The sequence below is a fragment of the Paraburkholderia sp. ZP32-5 genome, assembly GCF_021390495.1.
In the GTDB taxonomy this organism is placed as follows: Bacteria; Pseudomonadota; Gammaproteobacteria; order Burkholderiales; family Burkholderiaceae; genus Paraburkholderia.
The window spans coordinates 452,768-474,062 of record NZ_JAJEJP010000001.1 but is presented as its reverse complement, the minus strand read 5'-3'; the positions used below and the strand labels follow the sequence as shown (position 1 = coordinate 474,062).

Genomic DNA, 21,295 nt, shown 5'->3' with positions numbered 1-21,295 from the left:
TCGCAAGACGATGAAGAAAGGCCACAGGGAACAATGAACTCACCCGGCCTCGCTCCGCCCATCGGCAAACGACGCGCTCGGCTCAGCACCGCCATTCAGACAGGAAAACAGAACGCCGGCCGCGAGGGCACCCGAGAAAGGCGCGGCCCAGAACAGCCAAAGCTGGTCTAGCGCCCAGTTGCCGACAAAGAACGCCGCCGCGGTGGAGCGGGCGGGATTGATCGCACCGTTGGTGACGGGAATGGACACGAGATAGGCAAGCATCAGACACGCGCCGATGACGAGCGGTGCAAGCGGCGCGATCTCTTTCCGGTTCGCGACCAGCAGGCAAGCAGTGACGAAAACGAAGGACAGCACGAACTCGACGATGAGCGCGCAGTGCAATGGATAATCGGCCGGCGAATGGGCGCCGAAGCCATTGGCGGCAAAATTGCTCGCACCGAGTTCGAAGCCGGGTCTGCCGCTCGCGATATAGGCGAGAAACGCGGCGGCGAGCGTTGCACCCACGATCTGGGCGGCGATGTAGGGCAACAGATCTCGGACCGGAAAGCGCTGCGCGGCCGTGAAACCGATCGTGACGGCAGGATTGAAATGCGCGCCCGAAATCTTGCCGAACGCATAGCTCGCGGTAGCGAAAGCGAGGCCGAACGCCAACGACATTTCCAGCGCGCTGCTGCCCTGAAGTGCGCCGGAGCTATCCAGCACGGTACTGCCGCATCCGACGAACACCAGCCACGCGGTGCCTGCGCACTCTCCCCACAATCGCTTACCCAGCGTGACCATCCGTGCTCCCATTTGAAATGACCAGACCGGCCGCGATGCAAGAAGAGCATCCACGAGGCCGAGGTCAATTTCTGATTATTAGGTGCCGTCTGAGTCGCGCCAATCAGAGAACTCCTAGATGATTGATCTCCTTAATCATCGCCATTCAACGCAGTTCGCCCGTCATATCAGTCCGATCTGGTTCGCGTAGTCGATCAGATCTCCCTCGGTTTCCAGCCCGAGCTTGCGCATCGCGCTGCGCTTCTGCGTGCTGATGGTCTTGTCGCTACGATGCAGACGCTCGGCGATCTCGTGCACCGCGAGGCCGCGCGCATAGAGTTGAAACACTTCCCACTCGCGCGCGCTCATCGCGCCGCCGCGCAATGGAGGTATCGGACGCGCCGCATCGAGCACTGCGCGCACCTGCTCCGACAGATGAATCCGCCCGTCCGCGGCCGCTTCGATCGCGTCGATCAAGGTCGCGGCGGCATCACGTTTATCGACGATGCCAGTCACGCCGATGCTGCGCAGACCGGACAGCATGTTCGCGCGGCGGACCATCGTCAGCACGACGACCTGCGGATGCGGCCGACGCCGCAACAGGCGGCGCAACAGCGGCACAGCATTGTCGTCGCCACCGAGTCCAGGCATGCCGATATCCGATACGAGGACGTCGCACGCACGAACATCGAGCAATTGCTCGAGCGTGAAGGTATCCGTCGCTTCGCCGACGATTTCGATATTCGGCCGCTCCCTGAGCAGATATCTGACACCCGCGCGAATGCAGTGGTGATCGTCTGCCACGACTACGTGGATTTTTTTTGTCATTTTTTATTGTGTTGTCGACCGGCTCGCCGGGCACTCGACGTGCATCCCCCGGATCATGCCGATATTGATGCGACCCACCGCGCGTACGCACGGCACATCGCCGCTTTGTTAACCGGCCCGCTTACCTCCACCTTCGCGGCCCGGGCGGTTTCGGTTAGAGCTTTGCCCGCAACACTAGCCCCAACCCCAACTACGACCATTGGTCACAACGCCGTGCTCCAGCGCGAAACGGAATAATTCGGCGTCGCTATTGAGCGCGAGTTTGCGCATCGCCATGCACTTCTGTGCACTAATCGTTTTCACGCTGCGCCCGAGGCGCTCGGCGATCTGCGTGACGCCGAGCCCGGACGCGTATTGCGTGAATACCTCGAGTTCGCGGCGCGACAGTGCGGCGCGCACGATATCGAACTGCGCACTCGTCGACATCTCCGTCAGCAGTGTGCGCACGGCCGGCCCGACGTAGCACTCATGCGCGAGCGCCATCACCGCCGCGACATGAATCAGATCGATGCGATCGCGCTTGCTGAGCAAGCCGTTGACACCGAGCGACATCACCTGCCGCAGCGTCGCCGCGTCGGTTTCCATGGTCAGTATCACGAGCGCGACATTCGGATAGCGCGCCTTGAACTGCCTGACCGCGCTGAACCCGCTTTCGTCGATGCCGCCTGGCATGTAGAGATCCATCAGCACGAGGTCGCATGGACTGCGATCGACTTCAAGAAACAGTTCGGTGACGTCTGTCGCGCGGCCGACCACTTGCAGGCCCGGATAGCTGCCGATCAGATGCTCGATCGCCAATAAGACCAGTGGATGGTCGTCCGCGATGATGGTTCGAACGGGCGTGGCTGCCGCGGCAATGGGGTTCATTGTCTGGCGCTCCTGATGCTTTTCATTTCGCTCGACCTTGTTCGGTATGAATAACGCTACCGCAATGGTTGAAGATTTCTTATCCCAAGGACATAAGAACGCTCCGAAATGGCGGGTGAATCATCCGTGGCCCATGCGTCGCTATCCTGATCGCGCGAGAACATCTCCAAAGCGCGCACACACGAAAAGAGACCAGCGTTGTCGGTCACACCGAAGCACGTCATCACCTCGCGTTTTTGCCGGCTGATCGTGCGTGGATGGCAACCGAGCGCCGCCGCGATCTGGGCGATCGACTCACCCCACACCAGTCTGCGCACGATTTCGATCTGCCGCGCCGACAGGTGGGGCACGGACACCGCGCGATGCGCGTCGTGATATGCCGGTGCTTGTGTATGTACCTGTATGTGTGACTGGGCGAGCAGCGCGACTATCGAGCGGCTTAGATAGCGTGTACCGCGCGCGCTTTCGGATATCGCCTGCTGAAGTTCGGTCAGCGGGTCCGCCTTGCCGAACACACTGAGCGCGCTGTCCGCGGCGAGTACGCGCAGGACCGCGGGATTCGTTTGCGCGGTCGCGACGACGACGCGCAGCGCGGGCCAATCACGGCGAATGCGCAGCATGAGGCTCACGCCATCTTCGATGACACCGGCGGGGTCGGCCATCGACAGATCGCTGATCAGCATGTCGCAACGCGTGCGTTGCAATAGCGCGATCAACCCTGCGGGCGTGTGAGCGTCGCCGACGATCGTGACGCCGTCGCAGGTTGCCAGCGTCGATCTGTAGCCAAGCAGAGCGAACGGGTGATCGTCGGCCAGAATGATTCGGAGATTCGCCAAGATGTTTTGCTGCCGTTGCAGGAGGGTTGGCTAGTGGATTGCTTCACACCGGCCGGCAACGGATCGCGGTGCCGGACACCCACCATCAAATCACCCGTACACCGTCGCAAAAATCAGAGCGTTCCTAATCCGCTTGAAAACTGTTGTCGCTTCGCTGTTCGATCAAATTTTCAATATGCAGCGAGTGCGAGCATCGCTCCCCCGTCGACGCACTCTGATGCCGAAGCAATTCTGCTTAGACTCACTCGCCCATGCCATCTCCGATGTCACTGCTCAAGCCGCGTCGCACGCCCGCGCCGCGCGCATCGCCCGCGTCGACGCGGCGCGCGGCAGCACCGGCAGCGCGATCAATGCGCATGCGCTGGCCACCGCCCACACCAGCGGCCACGCACCCATCGATAGCAGCGCCGGAATCGCAAGCGGCGTCACGAACAGCGTGAGGAACACGCAGGTGTTGCCCATCGCGAGCGCGGTGCCCGCGCGATTCGTGCCGGCCAGCGTCGCGAGTTCCGTGAATGCGACGCCATGCCATGCCGACGCGCTCACACCGCCGAGCACGATCATCACCGCGAACAACGCAGCGAGCGCCGCGTGATGGATACCGGCAAGCCCGGTCGCGAGCGCGAGCAACGCGAACAGCACGGCGGTAAGCAGACTGCAGCCGCGCATATACGCGCGACGATTGCCGCGCCGGTCGGTCCATGCGCCGCTCCACACCCGCGCGATAGCAGCGCCCGTCTGCACCGCTACCATCGTCGCGCTGATCGCGAGTACGCCGGCACGGCTGAAGTCGTGCAGAAAGACGGTGCCAAACGTGATGACGGCGATCTGCGGCATGCACAGCGCGCCCGCGCCGAGCGCGACGCGCCAGATGCGTAGGTCACGCAACGGCGAAGCGGTGGCGGCCGGGATGCTGGCGGTCGGGCTATGGTGAAGCGCGGAGTGCGCGCGGTCCGCACCAGTCAGGCTTGTCGTACCCGCCGCACCCGAAACACCCGCCGCACCTTGCGCCACCACCGCATCGCCCCCCTGCTCAGGCTCATGCAACCAGCGCCACGCAAACACCGCGGTCGTCGCGCACGCGAGCGCCAGCACCGCGTACGCACTCGCAAAACCGAAGCGCGACGCGAGCACCGGCAGCACCAGCGCGCCGAGGCCACCGCCCGCCGGCACCGCGGTCTGCCGGATGCTCATCGCGAGGCCGCGCTCGCCCTCGCGAAACCAAGCCATCACCGCGCGGCCGCTCGATCCGTTGACGCTGCCGCCGAGCAGACCGACCAGCAGCAAACCGAGCGCGAGCGGCGTAACGCCCGGCACATGCGCGCCGCCCGGTGACACGAACAGCGCGAGGCCGGCGAGCGCGGCCGCCGTCGCCAGCAAACCGAGCAGCAGCACGCGGCGATCGCCCCAGCGGTCGGTCAGCAGCCCCCAAGGCAATTCGCTGACCGCGATGCCGAGGCCGAGCATCCCGAGCACGAGGCCGAGCCCGTCGTTGCCCAGGTGATAGCCCGAGCGCAGAAACACCGCAGTCGTCGGAATCCCCGAGAACGCGGCCGAAAAGCTCGCGTTGGCCGCAAAGCCCACCCCGAGCACCTTCCAGCGATGCTGCGCGCCGCGCGGCGCCGTCGTCGATCCGTTTTTCATCACACCCTCCGCAAAGTTCTGGGGGTATGCTACGGCTGGGCCTTTCATCGGAAAAGCCGCAATTTCAGATCACTCCCATCGGAAAATCCGAATCATGAGCCAGCGTGGTTTCGACTTCGCGCAGTTGCGCACCTTCGTCGCGGTCGCCGAATCGGGCAGCGTGTCGGCGGGCGCCGAGCGCGTATTCCTGTCGCAGTCGTCGGTGAGCGAGCAGTTGAAGAAGCTCGAGGAGCGCGCCGGCCAGCCGCTCTTCGTCCGCGGCCGGCAAGGCGTGAACCCGACACCCGCGGGCGAGCGCCTGCTCGAGCACGCGCGGCGCCTCATCGCGATGAGCGAAGCGGCATTCGACGACCTGCAAGGCCGCTCGCTCGACGGCGAGCTGCGCATCGCGATCACCGACTACTTCCGGCCGCACGACATCGCGCGCATTCTGAAAACGTTCTCGGAGCAGCACCCGCGTCTGAAGCTGCATGTGACCGTGATGCCGAGCGCGACGATCGACAGCGGCGCGGACGATCACACGTCGTTCGACATCGGTCTGTCGGCGCGGCTCGTCACCGCGCAGCCACGCGGGCGGGGTTCGGCCGGCAGCGGCGCGGGCGCGGCCAGCACCGTGGTGCGTCGCGAAAAGCTGCTGTGGGCAAGCGCCGCCGATGCCGCGCCGCGCCCGGGCACGCCGTATCAACTGGTGCTACTGCCGCAGACGTGCCAGTTGCAGCGGTTCGTCGTCAGGCTGCTCGACGAACACAAGGTCTCGTACATCGTGTCGCATTCGGCGTCGGGCGTGGCCGGCCTGCAGCTCGCGTTGAAGGCAGGGCTCGGCATTTCTTGCTTGAACGAATCGTCGCTCGGCGGCGGCGTGGTTGCGTGTGCTGCCCATATCGGCCTGCCCGCGCTGCCGGCCATCGAGTTTCATCTGCTGCCCGGCCGGCCCGGCGAAAGCGAACTCGTCAGCAATGCGCGCGCGGCGTTGATGCGGCTTTTCGCATGACGCGGATAAGGGATGAATAACGAGCAAATGACGCACGAATGACAGTCACGCAATGGTCAATGCGTTTATATGAAAAGACCAGCAATTGCATTGATAAAAATCAAATACGCGCATTGCGCAATGCAATATCCGCCAATAAGTTGCGGCACCGCAAAATGCAAAGCGCTTTAGCTTCCGTCGATGACGGCCAGCTGATATTTTCCCCGGATGTTCTCTATTGACGCGTCCGATAAATTGCTGCAACCTGCTACTCGCTGGGGGCATTCACGGGTCGTCCGCAGCCCTCCCCGTCAGCCTCGAAGCCGCCACCACGGCGCATCCAGCGCGTGCTGCAATTGCAGCACATCGTCGCAGAGCATGCTTTTTAACGGACTATTGAATTACCGCAGCGGATCAATACTTCGTCAGCCCGAACAGGTCCGTTCCGCGATTCACTGTTAATGCAGTCGCAATAAGTAAAACAGGTAGCCCCGCCATGCGCCGTTTGACGGATTCGCTACGCCATTCGCCAGCGAGCATGAAAAATAAATCGACAGAAGCACGTTCCCCAACGAGGCCTCGCGTGCATCGTAGAACTATCGGATCTTCGGTTCTGTTCGTGCTGTTCGCGCTTCGCGTGCTATGTGGCAGCGTGGCAAGCGCGGCAACCGACACCTCCGCTGCCACACCCGCCGCGATGCCGTCGGCCATGGATGAACGCATGCGGGCCTGCACGGCGTGTCACGGCGTGCAGGGCCAGGGCCGCAACAACGATTACTTTCCGCGCATCGCCGGCAAACCGACCGAGTATCTGTTCAACCAGTTGACCGCATTTCGCGACGGCGGCCGCACCTATCCACCGATGGGCTACCTGCTCGCGTTCCTGCCCGACGACTATCTGCGCCAGATCGCCCAGTATTTCGCCGATCTGCAGCCGCCCTATCCCGAATCCGACCGTGCCGCGTTGCCACCGAAGCTGCTCGCCGCCGGCGAACGGCTCGTGATGCACGGCGACCCGGCGCGCGGCATACCGGCGTGCGTGGCCTGCCACGGCGCGCGCATGACCGGCACGCAGCCGGGCATTCCGGGCCTGCTCGGGCTGCATGCAAGCTATATCGCCGGACAGATGGGCACGTGGCGCTCGGGCACCCGTCACGCGCTCGCGCCGGACTGCATGCACACGATCGCGCTCAAGCTGAACGACAACGACATCGCCGCGGTATCCAACTGGCTCGCGCGCCAGCCGCGTCCCGCCGATCCACGGCCCGCACCGGCATCCGCGGAGCGGCTGCCTCTCGCTTGCGGGAGTCAACCGCAATGAAGCCGACACTTCGCTCACCAGGTTTGTCGCGGGCCTTCGCCATCGGCGGCATCGTGCTCGCGCAACTGCTGCACGCGCCGCTGACCGGCAGCGCGCACGCCGCCACGACTGCACCGGCTGTCGCCGAAGCAACCGCATCCGCTGGCGCCGACACGCGCCCCGACATCGTCAAGCGCGGTGAATACCTTGCCCGCGCGGGCGACTGCATCGCCTGCCACACCGCGCCGCGCGGCAAGCTGTTCGCCGGCGGCCTCGCGATGGAAACGCCGTTCGGCACGCTCTATTCACCGAACATCACGCCGGACGCGCAGTACGGCATCGGCACGTGGAGCGAGGAAGCGTTCTTCAAGATGATGCGCACCGGCCGCAAGCCGGACGGCGCGCCGATCTATCCGGCGATGCCAATCGCCCAGTACACGAAGGTCACGCGCGAGGACTCGGACGCGATCTTCGCGTTTTTGCGGACCGTCGAGCCGGTGCGTCAGCCGAACCGCAAGCACACGCTGCGCTTCCCGTTCAATCAGCGCGACCTGCTGTACGGCTGGCGCACGCTGTATTTCCGTGAGGGCGAGTTCAAGCCCGATCCGACCAAATCGGTCGAGTGGAATCGCGGCGCGTATCTGGTCGAAGGGCTCGGTCACTGCACGATGTGCCACACGCGCATCAACATGCTGGGCGGTTCGTCGCCGCGCGAGCAGTTCGCGGGCGGGCTGATTCCGGTGCAGAACTGGTACGCGCCGTCGCTGACATCCGACAAGGACGGCGGCCTCGGCGACTGGAGCATCAAGGACATCGTCGATCTGCTGCAGGCCGGTATCTCCGATCGCGGCGCCGTCTACGGTCCGATGGCCGAGGTCACCTATCACAGCCTGCAGCATCTGAGCGACGAGGATGTCCGCGCGATGGCCGTCTATCTGAAATCGCTGCCCGATCAAAGCGGCCGCAAGACTGGTCCGAGCGCGACGCCCGACCCGAAGGTGTTTGCGCTCGGCAAGCAGATCTACGCGGACAAATGTGCGATCTGCCACGGCGCGAACGGCGAAGGCCAACTGCCGCACTATCCGCCGCTCGCGGGCAACCAGTCGATCGAAATGGACTCCGCGGTCAATCCGATCCGCATCGTGCTGAACGGCGGTTTCCCGCCGGGCACGAAGCGCAATCCGCAGCCGTATGGGATGCCGCCGTTCGGCCAGGAGCTGAACGACGCCGAAGCGGCCGCGGTGGTCACCTTCATTCGCACCGCGTGGGGCAATCACGGACTGCCCGTGACGGCGCGCGAGGTCAACGAACTGCGCAAGGCGCCGCTGCATTGACGCACCCCACGTGAAGCGGCCATGCCGGGCCGCCGCACCGAAAAAAATGCCGTATTGAAATGCCGTACTGAAGCGCCGCACAGGAGAGCTATCGAGATGGAAGCGAACGACACGCACAGTGCCACCCCGCCGAGCGACGAAGAAGTCGAACGCGTCGTCGCGGCCGGCCCGGGCGGCGCGATCGCACTGGCCGGAATCTCCGTGCTGATCGTGATGGCGATCTGGTTCGGCTTCTACTTTTTCGCGTTTCTGCCGCGCGGGATCATCCACTAATGTCGACCGAATCGAATCATCAACCGGAGAGCGGCCACGCGGTCGCGTTGCGCGCCGAGCGGCGCTGGGCGATCTTCGCGGTCGCGCTGATCGTGCTGATGCTCGCGGTAATCGTGTTCTCCGGCGTGCATTGGGCGATGATGCCGCCGTCGCGCGTCGAGACGATCGATCCTTCCCGTCTGCAACTGTCCGGCGAATTCGCCGAGGACAATCTCGGCAGCGCGGTGCAGCCGGACGGCTCGGTGATCGTGCGCTTCGTCGCGCAGCAGTACTCGTTCACGCCGCAGTGCCTGGTGGTGCCCGCCGGCACGCCGATCACGATCCGCACCACCAGCGCCGACGTCGTGCACGGCCTGCTCGTCACCGATACCAACATCAACACGATGATCGTGCCCGGCTACGTGTCGACGCTGAACACGCAATTCGACCATCCCGCCGATCACACGATGCCGTGCCACGAGTTCTGCGGCTTCGGCCATCAGACGATGTGGGCGCACGTGAAGGTGATCGACAAAGCCGCTTTCTTCGAACAGGCCCGACAAACCCGGAGGCTGAGCTGTGTTTCACGCTAAGCGACTCGTTCTCGCGCATTTCTGGCTCGCCTTTATCACGTTCGCGATCGCGCTATGCCTCGGTGCGTGGCAGATGCTGGTGCGCAGCCCGCTCGCGCCGTGGATCGGCGACCCCGAGCTGTATTACCGCTCGGTGACCGCTCACGGCACCGTGATGGCCTATGTGATGCCCACGCTGGTCGCGATGGCCTTCGGCTACGCAATCGTCGAACTCGCGCTCGCGCAGCGCCTCGTCGGTCTCAAATGGGCGTGGGCCGCGTTTTACCTGCTGCTGGTCGGCGCGGTGATGGCGATGGTGCCGGTTGCGGCCGGCAAGGCATCGGTGCTCTACACGTTCTATCCGCCGATGATCGGCAGCCCGTTCTATTACCTCGGCGTCGTGCTGGTGGTGGTCGGCTCGTGGATCTGGGTCGCGCTGATGCATGTGAATCTGCGCGTCTGGAAGCGCGCGAACCCCGGCAAGCCGGTGCCGCTCGCGATGTTCGCGAACGTCGCGGGCGCGTATCTGTGGGCGTGGACCGCGGTCGGCGCGGCGCTCGAAATCCTGTTCCAGATCCTGCCGGTCGCGTTCGGCTTCACCCGCACGATCGATGCGGGCCTGTCGCGCGTGCTGTTCTCCTGGACCCTGCACGCGATCGTCTACTTCTGGCTGGTCCCCGCCTATATCGCGTACTACACGCTGGTGCCGCGCGCGATCGGCGGCAGGCTCTATAGCGATTCGATGGCGCGCGTGTCGTTCATCATGTTTCTCGTGTTCGCGATGCCGATCGGTATCCACCATCTGTTCGTCGATCCGCAAGTCGGCGCCGGCTTCAAGTTCGTGCACGCGGTGTTCACCGGCATGGTGTCGGTGCCGACGCTATTGACCGTGTTCACGATCTGCGCGTCGGTGGAAATCGCCGGCAGATTGCGCGGCGGCAAGGGCGCGCTCGGCTGGCTCACCGCGCTGCCGTGGCGCAACCCGATGATGCTGGTAGTCGCGTTCTCGTTCGTGATGCTCGGCTTCGGCGGCGCGGGCGGGCTCATCAACATGAGCTATCAGTTGAATTCGACCGTGCACAACACGCAGTGGGTGACCGGGCACTTTCACCTGATCTTCGGCGGCGCGATCGTCATCATGTACTTCGCGATCGCCTACGAACTGTGGCCGCAACTGACCGGCCGCGCGATCGTGTCGGCGAAGCTGGTGCGCACGCAACTATGGCTGTGGTTCATCGGCATGATGACCGTGACGATCCCGTGGCATTGGGTCGGCCTGCTCGGCGCGCCGCGCCGCATGGCCTATTACGACTACGCGATGGCGGGCATGCAGGGGCAGGCGTTCTGGGTCGGCGTATCGGCGATCGGCGGGCTGATCCTCGTGGCGTCCGGGCTGCTGTTCGTCTACATCCTCGTGAAATCGCAATTCGGGCCGCTCGTCGAGCCGCAGACATTCCGCTTCGCGAGCCCGGCGCAACCGGTCGTGCGCGTGCCGGTCGCGCTCAACAGTTTCGGGCTGTGGGTCGCACTGATGATCGGGCTCACGGTCGTCAACTACAGCGTGCCGATCGTGCAGTTGCTGCGCCTGCCGCAGACTTCGGTGCCGGCGGTCGTGATCGGAGCACAGCGATGAGCGAAGAACGCCTCTTCACGTTGCGCAATCCGTGGTTCGTCTGGAGCGTCGGCGGCACGCTCGCGATTGCGATCGTCGCGATACTGATCGGCTTTATCTGGCTGCCGTCCGCGAGCAGCGCGTTCGGCAATCTCAGCCTGTGGGCGCGGATCTGCGGCGCGGCCGGCGTGCCGTCGAGCTGGTATAGCGGCAACACCACGAGCCGCGTGCCGAGCGAGGTGGTCGTGCTGCCGCCGTCGGGCTTTGTGCATCCGGTCATGGGCGAGATCGGCCGCGGAGCGACGATTGCAACGCAGCACTGCTCGATGTGCCACGGCGTGTCCGGTCCCCCGCAGATCACAGCGCCCGCGCTCGCCGGTCAATACGAAGACGTGGTCTACAAGGAATTGCGCGACTACCAGAGCGGTCAGCGCCAGAGCGCGGTGATGCAGGCGATCATCGCCGAACGCAGCGACCAGGACCTGCACGATCTGGCCGCCTACTACGCGTCGCTGGCGCGCACACCGGCCACAGAGAAAACACCGGCCGGCGTCGGGCCGGATGCGAACGCGGTCAGACTCGCGATGCAGGGCGATCCGCAACGCAATATCGCGCCGTGCGCGGCCTGCCACGGCCAGCTCGATCGCAAGGGCGCGGCGCCTTGGCTCGGCGGACAGTCATCGGTGTATCTCGCCGCGCAGTTGCGCGCGTTCGCTTCGGGCGAGCGGCATAACGACATCAATGAGCAGATGCGCAACGTCGCGCGGCAGATGACGCCGGAAGAGATCGATAGTCTGGCTAAGTATTACGCGGCGATGCAGTAGAGGTGTGGGGGGTTGACGCGGCGGCTTGTGAGGGGCGAAGAAGAAGCCGTTTAGACGAACTGCTCGCGGTACCCTTACGCTGAGAAGCGCAGGGCGTGGTGTGGAGAATACGCGACGCCTTGTGACGGCAGAGAAGCAGCAGTTCAGACAAACTGCTCTCGGTGCCCTTACGCTGAAGTGAACTCGCTCGATAGCTCCGGTTCGGCGTCCATATCCGCGGTCTTTCGGCCGGCCCGGCAGTGGCAGTGGCAGTGGCAGTGGCCGATAGTTACGGCGCTCTGTGAACGGGTGCAACAGCGACGCCACACGCTGCAAAGAACGGATGCGTGGCCACCCAAATAAATGACCCGCATCGCCCCTGCTTCACGCTCACGCCGCCGCGATCACCGTTACGCCGTCACGAACTCGCTTTCCCGCTTCGCCCCGGCAGCACCACCCACCGCCTTCCCGCCAACCACAGAAGCCGCCGACGCACCCGCCGCCCGCGCCCCGCTGCCCGTCTGAAACACCGCTACCGCCGTCGTCAACCGCCGCGCCTGCTCTTCCAGCGAACTCGCCGCGGCGGCCGCCTGCTCGACGAGCGCCGCGTTCTGCTGCGTGACCTCGTCCATCTGCGCGACCGCGAGATTGACCTGGTCGATGCCGGTGCTCTGCTCGGTCGCCGCCGCGGCGATCTCGCCCATGATCGAACTCACGCGCGCGATGGCGTCGACGATTTCGGTCATCGTCGTACCCGAGCGCTCGACGAGGTGCGAGCCCTCCTGCACGCGCGCGGTCGACGCATCGATCAAGCCCTTGATCTCCTTGGCCGCCGCCGCGCTACGCTGCGCAAGCGAGCGCACCTCGCTCGCGACCACCGCGAAGCCGCGTCCCTGCTCGCCAGCGCGCGCCGCTTCGACCGCGGCATTCAGCGCGAGGATATTGGTCTGGAACGCGATCCCCTCGATCACGCCGACGATATCGGCAATCTGCCGCGAGTCGGCGACGATGCCATGCATCGTGCCGACCACCTGCTCGGTCAGCTCGCCACCTTGCGCGGCCAGCGTCGACGCGCCTTGCGCGAGCGAGCTGGCCTGCTTCGCGTTGTCCGCGGTCTGCTTGACCGTCGACGTCAACTGCTCGATGCTCGCCGCGGTTTCTTCCAGCGACGCAGCCTGCTCCTCGGTGCGCTGCGACAGATCGGTGTTGCCCGCCGCGATTTCGCTGACGCCCGTATCGATCGATTCGGTGCCCTGACGCACTGCGCTCACCGTCGAGATCAGCGAGTCCTGCATCTTGCGCAGCGCGGCCGCGAGCCGGCCCATTTCGTTGTCGCCGGTCACGTCGATGCGGCCGGTCAGGTCGCCGTTCGCGATGCGCTGGAACTGCGCGATCGTCGCATCGACCGGACTGACGATCGCGCGCACCAGCACCGCGCGACCCAGCCAGCCGCCAAGCAGCGACAGCACCATGCCGACCGCCACCGCGATACAGATCACGTAGAACAGCTTCTGCGCGTCCTGATAGCGTTGCTCGCCGTGATCGAGCTGCAGCTTTTCGAGCGCGAGCATCGCCTTTTCGTATGCGCTGTACAGCGACGGCAGCTTGTGCGCCTGCACGTCGTTGAACGCGGTGGTATCGCCCGACTTGAGCGCGGCGAGCGCCGGGTCCACGCCTTCGCGCAGGAACGTGTCGCGGCGCTGCTGCATGTCCGCGATCAGACGCTGCTCGTCGGCGTCCGCGCCCGCGCGGCTCACATAGTGGGCAAGTCGCTCATCGGATCCCTGGCGATACTGATCGAAACGCTTGAGCACCGCGGCCGCGCCATCCTTGTCGTTAAGCGCGGCAAGCGACGCATAAGTCGCGAGCGCGAGACGCAGACGCAGCAGCTGGCCAGCGCTGCCTTCGAGATCCGCGACTGCGGGGGTGTCGACCGTGTACATCTGCTGCAGCGACGCATTGGCCGCGCGCAGCGACAACAGCCCCGCGGCAGCGCCGAGCAACAGCACGACGGCAAAGCTCACGATCATCAGGCTAAGGCTGTTGCGAATCGACAGATTTTTCAACATCGAGTTGGTCTCCCTCCGGCTGCCCGGCCGATCCATTCGTATCGGCCATGCATACTGCATTCCACGCCACTCGGCCAGGTCCGCAATCTTGATTGAAATTTAAGCAAACACCGCATTGAGAAGAACGGCTTCATAACCAAAAACTTTATGGTTGATCGCGTGCATCGCTTGCGTTAAATCAATAAAGTGTCGCAGCGCGTGTGTTCTTCGGAGTGCTCCCATGTCGGAAGTCGGTTCGGCCATCCTGGTATTTGCGCTTTTGCTGCTCGCAACCGGTTTCGGTGTCGCCGTGCGGCCGCTTCTGCCCGAGGAGCACAAGGCGCATGAGACCGTGCAACTGGTCCAGCTCGTGATCGGCATGCTTGTCACGTTTGCCGCGCTGGTGCTCGGCCTGATGACCGCATCGGCGAAATCGAGTTTCGATACCGCGTCCAACGACATGCGCAGTTATGCGGCCAAGCTGATCGAGTTCGACACGACGTTGCGCGAACTCGGTGACGGCGCCAACGAATCGCGGCGTCTGCTGGGTGTGTACACGGCGGCGGCGATCGCGTCGACATGGCCGAGGGAGCCGGCGCCGAGCGGCAACTATCCGCGCGACCTCGGACCGCCCGACACGCCGGAGAAACTCGAAAACGTGCAGCTCGGCGACATGCTGACGGCAGTCGGCCGGCAGTTGCGCGAACTGCGTACGCACGATTCGTTGCAGCAGCGCGCGCTCGACGATGCGCTGATGCAATACCGCCGGGTCGTCGACGCGCGTTGGAAACTCATCGAGGAAGCACACAGTTCGATTTCGCGGCCGTTCCTCAAGACACTGACGTTCTGGCTAGGCGTGATCTTTCTGAGCTTTGGATTGATCGCGCCGCGCAACACGCTGGCGCTGGTGACGATCATGCTCGGCGCGGTGTCGATTGCTTCGGCAATTTACGTGATCGTCGACCTGGATTCGCCTTTTACCGGGCCGATCGTGATTTCGAGCGTGCCGTTGAGAGATACGTTGGAGCATTTGCGGCGGTGAATCCGCAACGAACTCGGTACAGTGGAGCGGGAGAACGGCCGACAAAAAAGCCCGCCCCCTTTCGGAGGCGGGCTTTCATGTTTTGATCGGTAAAACGGTGAGGGGGTCAGAACGGAATATCGTCATCCATCTCATCAAAACCGCCGCCAGCCGGCGCGCTCGGACGGCTCGCGCCGCCACCACCGCTGCCGCCACGCGAACCACCACCCGACGACATCGCGCGGCCACCACCACCACCACCGCCGCCGCCACCGCTACGCTCCGACGGTTCACCGCGGCTATAGCCGCCTTCATCGCCACCCATCGACGCGCCGCCACGGCCGCCGAGCATCTGCATCTGTTCCGCGACGATCTCGGTGGAATAACGGTCGGTGCCGTCCTGAGCCTGCCACTTGCGGGTACGGATGCGCCCTTCCAGATACACCGACGAGCCTTTCTTCAGATATTCCGAAACGATTTCCGCGAGGCGGCCGAAGAACGCGACGCGGTGCCACTCGGTGGCTTCCTTCATCTCGCCCGACGCCTTGTCCTTGTAGCGGTCCGTCGTTGCAAGGCGGATGTTCGCCACTGCGTCGCCGCTCGGAAGATAACGGACTTCCGGATCGGCTCCGAGGTTGCCGACGAGAATGACCTTGTTCACGGATGCCATGAATTTCTCCTGTTGATTCCATTACGGGCGGCGCGGCACTGCGCGGTTCGCGTCTCGTGGCCAGCAGACCTGGACTAAGCAAAGCGCCTCTGCCCGCCGCCGGGTGAGTTCTGGATGATTCGGGGAACGTGCCCCCGAGTGCGCCGCGTTATGCCTTGCGCGGCGGCGGTTTCATCTTCGCGGCGATTATAAGCCAGCAGAACACCAGCCCCGAACACGCAAAAAACACCGCGCTTTGCCCGTCTACCTTCAGCAGCCAGCCGCCGATCACCCCGCCCATCGCAAGACCGATCGCCTGGGTGGTGTTGTAGACGCCGGCCGCCGCGCCCTTGCGGGCACCGGGCGCCAGCTTCGACACCAGCGAAGGCTGCGAGGCCTCGAGAATATTGAAGCCGAGAAAGTACACGAACAGGATCGCCGCCACACTCAGAATCGTATGCGGAGCCACGCCCAATAACAACTGGCCGATCAGGATAAGACCGATCGCGGACAGCAGCACGATCTTCATCTTGCCGCGCGTCTCGGCGGCGATGATCGCCGGCACCATCATCACGAACGACAGGCCCATCACCGGCAGATACACCTTCCAGTGCGACGCGACCGGCAGGCCGCCCGCTTCGAGAATGCGCGGCACGACGAGGAACAGCGCGGTTTGCGTTGCGTGCAGCACCAGCACGCCGAAGTTCAGCCGCAGCAGCTCGACGTTGTGCAGCACTTCGGCGAACGGCGCGCGCACATGGACCGGCTTCGGCGCATCGGGCACGACCCACAGCACGAGGCCGATCGCCAGAATCGCGAAGATGCCGACCAGCGTGAACAGCCCGCTCATGCCGAGCCATTGGAACACGATCGGCGCACCGACGATCGCAACCGCGAACGATATGCCGATGCTGCCGCCGACCATCGCCATCGCCTTGGTGCGATGCTCCTCCGACGTCAGATCGGCGATGAACGCGATCACCGCCGACGACACCGCTCCCATTCCCTGAATCACGCGGCCGACGATGATCCACGTCATGTCGTGCGCGCCGGCCGCGACGAAGCTACCGAGCGCGAAGATCAGCAGGCCCGTCGCGATGACCGGCTTGCGGCCGATCTTGTCGGAAATCCAGCCGTAGAAGATGTAGAGCATCGACTGCGTGACGCCGTACGCGCCGAGCGCGATACCGACGAGCAGCACGTTCTCGCCGCCGGGGATAGTCTTCGCGTAGACCGAGAACACCGGCATGATCATGAACAGACCCAGCATGCGCAACGCGAAGATCGCGGCAAGCGACACGGTCGCGCGCAATTCGGGCGCGCTCATGCGTGTGGAGACGGCGGATGGATTGGACATCGGAAGCGTTGTTTGAATGAGCCGGGTGGCGCACCGTGCGGCGAGCCCGAGGGGACAGCTGTGGCCGCCGGGACAGGCGGCGCGATGGAACGGGCATCACGGACGGTGGCATGGCGGGTGTTTCGCGGCGCCGGACACTGCCGCACCCCGCCGGCCCTCACGACACCTTGCACTCGCGGAAAACGGCCCCAGTTACACCACTTCCCCGCGGCGTCGAACCGCCGTCTTTGAACCTGCCCCGAGCTTGCCCTCGCGCCTTGTTCCTGCTGTCAGGAAGCCGTAACGGCGGTCTGGAAAAGTCGTTATAGTAGCAGGTTTGGCTCCCTCCCCTTTCCGCAGTTCATGGAATAAATCCGTGGAACAAATCCGTATTCGTGGGGCTCGCACCCACAACCTGAAGAACGTCAATCTCGACCTACCGCGTCACAAGCTCGTCGTTATTACGGGGCTTTCAGGCTCCGGCAAATCGTCGCTGGCGTTCGACACGCTTTATGCGGAAGGGCAGCGCCGCTACGTCGAAAGTCTGTCGGCTTACGCGCGCCAGTTCCTGCAACTGATGGAAAAGCCGGACGTCGATCTGATCGAAGGGCTGTCGCCGGCCATTTCGATCGAACAGAAAGCGACCTCGCACAATCCGCGCTCGACGGTCGGCACCGTCACCGAAATCCACGACTATCTGCGTCTGTTGTTCGCGCGGGTCGGCACGCCGTATTGCCCGGATCACGAAATTCCGCTCGAAGCGCAAAGCGTGTCGCAAATGGTCGACGCGGCGCTCGCGCTGCCGGAAGAAACCCGGCTGATGATCCTCGCGCCCGTCGTGGCGGACCGCAAGGGCGAGCACACCGAACTGTTCGAAGACATGCAGGCGCAAGGCTTTATCCGTTTTCGCGTGCGCTCGGGCGGTGGCACCGCCAACGAAGGCACCGCGAAAATCTATGAAGTCGACTCGCTGCCGAAGCTGAAAAAGAACGACAAGCACACGATCGACGTCGTGATCGACCGTCTGCGGGTGCGTCCGGACATGAAGCAGCGCCTCGCCGAATCGTTCGAAACGGCGCTGCGTCTTGCCGACGGCCGCGCGATCGCGCTCGAAATGGATACGGACAACGAGCACCTGTTCAGCTCGAAGTTCGCCTGCCCGATCTGCTCGTATTCGCTGCAGGAGCTCGAGCCGCGCCTGTTCTCGTTCAACAATCCGATGGGCGCGTGCCCGGAGTGCGACGGCCTCGGCCAGATCACGTTCTTCGATCCGAAACGGGTCGTCGCGCATCCGTCGCTGTCGCTCGCGGCGGGCGCGGTGAAGGGCTGGGACCGGCGCAACCAGTTCTACTTCCAGATGCTGCAGAGCCTCGCGGCGTTCTACGACTTCGATATCGATACCGCCGTCGAGGATCTGCCGGAAAAGGTCCGCAAAATCCTGCTGTACGGCTCGGGCAAGCAGGAAATTCCTTTTTCGTACATCAACGAGCGCGGCCGCACGTCGGTGCGCGAGCACGTGTTCGAAGGGATCATCCCGAATCTCGAGCGGCGCTATCGCGAGACCGATTCGGCCGCGGTGCGGGAAGAGCTCGCGAAGTATCAGAACAACCAGTCGTGCCCGGCCTGCGCGGGCACGCGGCTGCGCCGCGAAGCGCGCTTCGTGCGCATCGGCGCGGACAGCGACGCGCGCGGCATCTTCGAAATCAGCGGCTGGCCGTTGCGCGACGCGCTTGGCTATTTCCAGACGCTGCGCCTCGAAGGCTCGAAGCGTGAGATTGCCGACAAGGTCGTCAAGGAAATCGTCGCGCGTCTGATGTTCCTGAATAACGTCGGGCTCGATTACCTGTCGCTCGAACGCAGCGCCGAAACGCTGTCAGGTGGCGAAGCACAGCGCATCCGGCTCGCGTCGCAGATCGGCTCGGGTCTGACCGGCGTGATGTACGTGCTCGACGAACCGTCGATCGGTCTGCATCAGCGCGACAACGACCGGCTGATCTCGACGCTCAAGCATCTGCGCGATCTCGGTAATTCGGTGATCGTCGTCGAACACGACGAGGACATGATCCGCATGGCCGACTACGTGGTCGACATGGGCCCGGGCGCCGGCGAGCACGGCGGCATGGTGATCGCCGAGGGCACGCCGAAAGAAGTGCAGAAGAATGCGGCGTCGCTGACCGGCCAGTACATGTCCGGCGCGCGCACGATCGAATTCCCCGATGAGCGCAAGGAACCCGACGAGCGGCGCCTGCGCATCGTCGAAGCGCATGGCAACAACCTGCACAACGTGACGCTCGATCTGCCGGTCGGCCTGCTCACCTGCGTGACCGGCGTATCCGGCTCGGGTAAGTCGACGCTGATCAACGACACGCTGTATCACGCGGTCGCGCATCACCTGTACGGCTCGGCCACGGAGCCGGCGCCGTACGAGTCGATCGAGGGCCTCGAACACTTCGACAAGGTGATCAACGTCGATCAATCGCCGATCGGCCGTACGCCGCGCTCGAACCCGGCCACCTACACCGGCCTGTTCACGCCGATCCGCGAACTGTTCGCCGGCGTGCCGGCGGCCAAGGAACGCGGCTACGATCCGGGCCGCTTCTCGTTCAACGTGAAGGGCGGGCGCTGCGAATCCTGCCAGGGCGACGGCGTGCTGAAGGTCGAAATGCACTTCCTGCCGGACGTGTACGTGCCGTGCGACGTCTGCCACGGCAAGCGCTACAACCGCGAAACGCTCGACGTCCAGTACAAGGGCAAGAACATCAGCGAAGTGCTCGACATGACGGTCAAGCATGCGTACGAGTTCTTCAAGGCGGTGCCGGTCGTCGCGCGCAAGCTGAAAACCTTGCTGGATGTGGGTCTCGGCTATATCCGCCTGGGCCAGTCCGCCACTACACTATCGGGCGGCGAGGCGCAGCGGGTGAAACTGTCGCTGGAACTGAGCAAGCGCGACACCGGTCGCACGCTATACATTCTTGACGAACCGACCACGGGCCTGCATTTTCACGACATCGCGCTGCTGCTGGAGGTGATTCACCGGTTGCGCGACCAGGGTAATACCGTCGTGATCATTGAACATAATCTCGATGTAATTAAGACCGCCGACTGGGTCATCGACCTCGGACCGGAAGGCGGCGCCGGCGGCGGACAGATCATCGCTCAGGGCACGCCCGAGCAGATCGCGAAGTCGAAGGCAAGTTTTACCGGCCAATACCTGGCGCCGTTGTTGAAACGCGCCGCCGCCATCAAGTAACGCTGCATTACAGAGGTTGGAGACGGGATAAGCCATGACCAAGCGGATTCAGGCGCGCGAAGAAGAACGGGTGCAGGACCTGCGCCCGCGCCCGGTCAGGCTGACCAGCGACATGAGTCTGCCGAAGTTGTCGGCGGTCGAAATCGGCAGCTATGTGGTGACGCTGTTCGGCATGTGGGCGGTGATCCAGCTGCATCTGCTCGGCGCGCTGCTCGCCGGGCTGCTGGTGTTTCAGCTCGTGCATATGATCGCGCCGCGCATCGAGCGTCATATGTCGAGCAAGCGGGCGCGCTGGCTCGCGGTGGTGTTCCTGTCGGCGGTGATCGTCGGCGCGTTGACGGGCATCACGCTCGGCATTGTGTCGCGCATCGAAAACGACGTGCCGAGCGTGCAACACCTGCTCGATCAGGCGATGCAGCTGATCGACCAGGCGCGCGGGCGGATTCCGCAATTCGTCGCCAGCTATCTGCCGGTCGACACCGAGCAGATGAAGGCGCGCGCCACCGAGCTGATGCAAACCCATGCGAATATGCTGCAGCAAAGCGGCACGACCGCGGCGCGCGGTTTCACGCATGTGCTGCTCGGCATGGTGATCGGCGCGATCATCGCGGTCGGCGCGCAGAATCAGGTGCAGCGGCTGCCGCTGTCCACCGCGTTCGTCACGCGCGTGACACGTTTCGCCGACGCGTTCCGCCGCATCGTGTTCGCGCAGGTGAAGATTTCCGCGCTCAACACGGTCTTCACCGCGATCTTCCTGCTGGTGATCCTGCCGATCTTCCACGACACGCTGCCGCTGTCCAAAACGCTGGTGCTCGTCACGTTCATCGTCGGGCTGCTGCCGGTCATCGGCAATCTGATCTCGAATACGGTCATCGTCGCGGTCGCGTTGTCGGTGAGCTTTCCGGCGGCGGTCATGTCGCTCGTGTTCCTGATCCTGATTCACAAGCTCGAGTACTTCCTGAATGCACGGATCGTCGGCGGACAGATCGAGGCTCGCGCATGGGAACTGCTGATCGCGATGCTCGTGATGGAAGCGGCGTTCGGCATCGCCGGGGTGATCGCGGCACCGATCTTTTACGCATATATCAAGCGGGAGCTGATTTACCTGCGGCTGGTGTGAGCGTTGTCCGGCTGACGGCCCGACCTCACGAGCGAAGCGGCACTACGGTGCCGCTTTTTTTACGTCTGCCGCGGCCAACGCCCTCTCTACC

General features: G+C 64.0%; 19 protein-coding genes. 11 read left to right on the top strand and 8 right to left on the bottom strand.

Translation table 11 applies throughout. From position 1 onward, the window contains the following. Positions 1-39: 39 nt before the first annotated feature. From aqpZ to L0U82_RS02080, 5 genes are all read right to left on the bottom strand, one after another. Positions 40-783, bottom strand: a complete 744-nt coding sequence (gene aqpZ / locus L0U82_RS02100; RefSeq protein ID WP_233828158.1) for an aquaporin Z — start codon at positions 781-783, stop codon at positions 40-42. A gap of 162 nt (positions 784-945) precedes the next feature. Further along, complete coding sequence (locus tag L0U82_RS02095; protein ID WP_233828157.1) at positions 946-1,590, bottom strand: response regulator transcription factor; 645 nt, start codon at positions 1,588-1,590, stop codon at positions 946-948. 174 nt (positions 1,591-1,764) lie between these two features. Next, complete coding sequence (locus L0U82_RS02090) at positions 1,765-2,457, bottom strand: response regulator transcription factor (protein WP_233828156.1); 693 nt, start codon at positions 2,455-2,457, stop codon at positions 1,765-1,767. Between the two features lie 56 nt (positions 2,458-2,513). Next, the gene (locus tag L0U82_RS02085) at positions 2,514-3,293 is read right to left on the bottom strand and encodes a response regulator (protein WP_233828155.1); all 780 of its coding nucleotides are present in this window, start codon (positions 3,291-3,293) and stop codon (positions 2,514-2,516) included. Between the two features lie 273 nt (positions 3,294-3,566). Next, on the bottom strand, positions 3,567-4,937 hold the full coding sequence (locus L0U82_RS02080; protein WP_233828154.1) for an MFS transporter: 1,371 nt from the start codon (positions 4,935-4,937) through the stop codon (positions 3,567-3,569). 94 nt (positions 4,938-5,031) lie between these two features. On the opposite strand from L0U82_RS02080, the gene L0U82_RS02075 reads away from it, so the two are divergent. From L0U82_RS02075 to L0U82_RS02040, 8 genes are all read left to right on the top strand, one after another. Further along, positions 5,032-5,928 (top strand): LysR family transcriptional regulator, encoded by an 897-nt coding sequence (locus L0U82_RS02075; protein ID WP_233828152.1) that lies wholly within the window; start codon positions 5,032-5,034, stop codon positions 5,926-5,928. 38 nt (positions 5,929-5,966) lie between these two features. Further along, complete coding sequence (locus L0U82_RS02070) at positions 5,967-6,149, top strand: hypothetical protein (RefSeq protein ID WP_233828150.1); 183 nt, start codon at positions 5,967-5,969, stop codon at positions 6,147-6,149. Positions 6,150-6,490: 341 nt separating this feature from the next. Further along, positions 6,491-7,228 carry a c-type cytochrome gene (locus L0U82_RS02065; RefSeq protein WP_233828148.1) on the top strand — a complete coding sequence of 246 codons (738 nt, stop codon included), beginning with the start codon at positions 6,491-6,493 and terminating at the stop codon, positions 7,226-7,228. Beyond that, positions 7,225-8,541, top strand: a complete 1,317-nt coding sequence (locus L0U82_RS02060) for a c-type cytochrome (protein ID WP_233828146.1) — start codon at positions 7,225-7,227, stop codon at positions 8,539-8,541. Before L0U82_RS02065 ends, L0U82_RS02060 begins: the two co-directional genes overlap by 4 nt. 96 nt (positions 8,542-8,637) lie before the next feature. Continuing rightward, positions 8,638-8,814 carry a hypothetical protein gene (locus tag L0U82_RS02055; RefSeq protein ID WP_233828145.1) on the top strand — a complete coding sequence of 59 codons (177 nt, stop codon included), beginning with the start codon at positions 8,638-8,640 and terminating at the stop codon, positions 8,812-8,814. Further along, positions 8,814-9,386 carry a cytochrome C oxidase subunit II gene (locus L0U82_RS02050; RefSeq protein ID WP_233828144.1) on the top strand — a complete coding sequence of 191 codons (573 nt, stop codon included), beginning with the start codon at positions 8,814-8,816 and terminating at the stop codon, positions 9,384-9,386. The genes L0U82_RS02055 and L0U82_RS02050 overlap by 1 nt, the downstream gene beginning before the upstream one ends. Continuing rightward, positions 9,373-10,998 (top strand): b(o/a)3-type cytochrome-c oxidase subunit 1, encoded by a 1,626-nt coding sequence (locus L0U82_RS02045; RefSeq protein WP_233828143.1) that lies wholly within the window; start codon positions 9,373-9,375, stop codon positions 10,996-10,998. Before L0U82_RS02050 ends, L0U82_RS02045 begins: the two co-directional genes overlap by 14 nt. Next, positions 10,995-11,801 carry a c-type cytochrome gene (locus tag L0U82_RS02040; protein WP_233828142.1) on the top strand — a complete coding sequence of 269 codons (807 nt, stop codon included), beginning with the start codon at positions 10,995-10,997 and terminating at the stop codon, positions 11,799-11,801. The genes L0U82_RS02045 and L0U82_RS02040 overlap by 4 nt, the downstream gene beginning before the upstream one ends. A 389-nt stretch (positions 11,802-12,190) precedes the next feature. Here the strand turns inward: L0U82_RS02040 and L0U82_RS02035 are convergent, their stop codons facing one another. Next, complete coding sequence (locus L0U82_RS02035) at positions 12,191-13,849, bottom strand: methyl-accepting chemotaxis protein (protein ID WP_233828141.1); 1,659 nt, start codon at positions 13,847-13,849, stop codon at positions 12,191-12,193. A gap of 220 nt (positions 13,850-14,069) precedes the next feature. Between L0U82_RS02035 and L0U82_RS02030 the strand changes: the two genes are divergently transcribed. Beyond that, on the top strand, positions 14,070-14,870 hold the full coding sequence (locus L0U82_RS02030) for a bestrophin-like domain (RefSeq protein ID WP_233828140.1): 801 nt from the start codon (positions 14,070-14,072) through the stop codon (positions 14,868-14,870). 106 nt (positions 14,871-14,976) lie between these two features. On the opposite strand, the gene L0U82_RS02025 is transcribed toward L0U82_RS02030, so the two are convergent. Beyond that, positions 14,977-15,519: a single-stranded DNA-binding protein gene (locus L0U82_RS02025; protein ID WP_233828139.1), complete on the bottom strand. Its 543-nt coding sequence runs from the start codon at positions 15,517-15,519 to the stop codon at positions 14,977-14,979. A gap of 148 nt (positions 15,520-15,667) precedes the next feature. Then, positions 15,668-16,855, bottom strand: a complete 1,188-nt coding sequence (locus L0U82_RS02020; RefSeq protein ID WP_233828137.1) for an MFS transporter — start codon at positions 16,853-16,855, stop codon at positions 15,668-15,670. Between the two features lie 355 nt (positions 16,856-17,210). Here L0U82_RS02020 and uvrA point away from each other — a divergent pair, with 355 nt between their 5' ends. Continuing rightward, a complete protein-coding gene (uvrA, locus tag L0U82_RS02015; protein ID WP_233828135.1) occupies positions 17,211-20,084 on the top strand; it encodes an excinuclease ABC subunit UvrA in 2,874 nt (957 codons plus the stop codon). A gap of 34 nt (positions 20,085-20,118) precedes the next feature. After that, the gene (locus L0U82_RS02010; protein WP_233828133.1) at positions 20,119-21,204 is read left to right on the top strand and encodes an AI-2E family transporter; all 1,086 of its coding nucleotides are present in this window, start codon (positions 20,119-20,121) and stop codon (positions 21,202-21,204) included. The last annotated feature ends 91 nt before the right edge of the window (positions 21,205-21,295 follow it).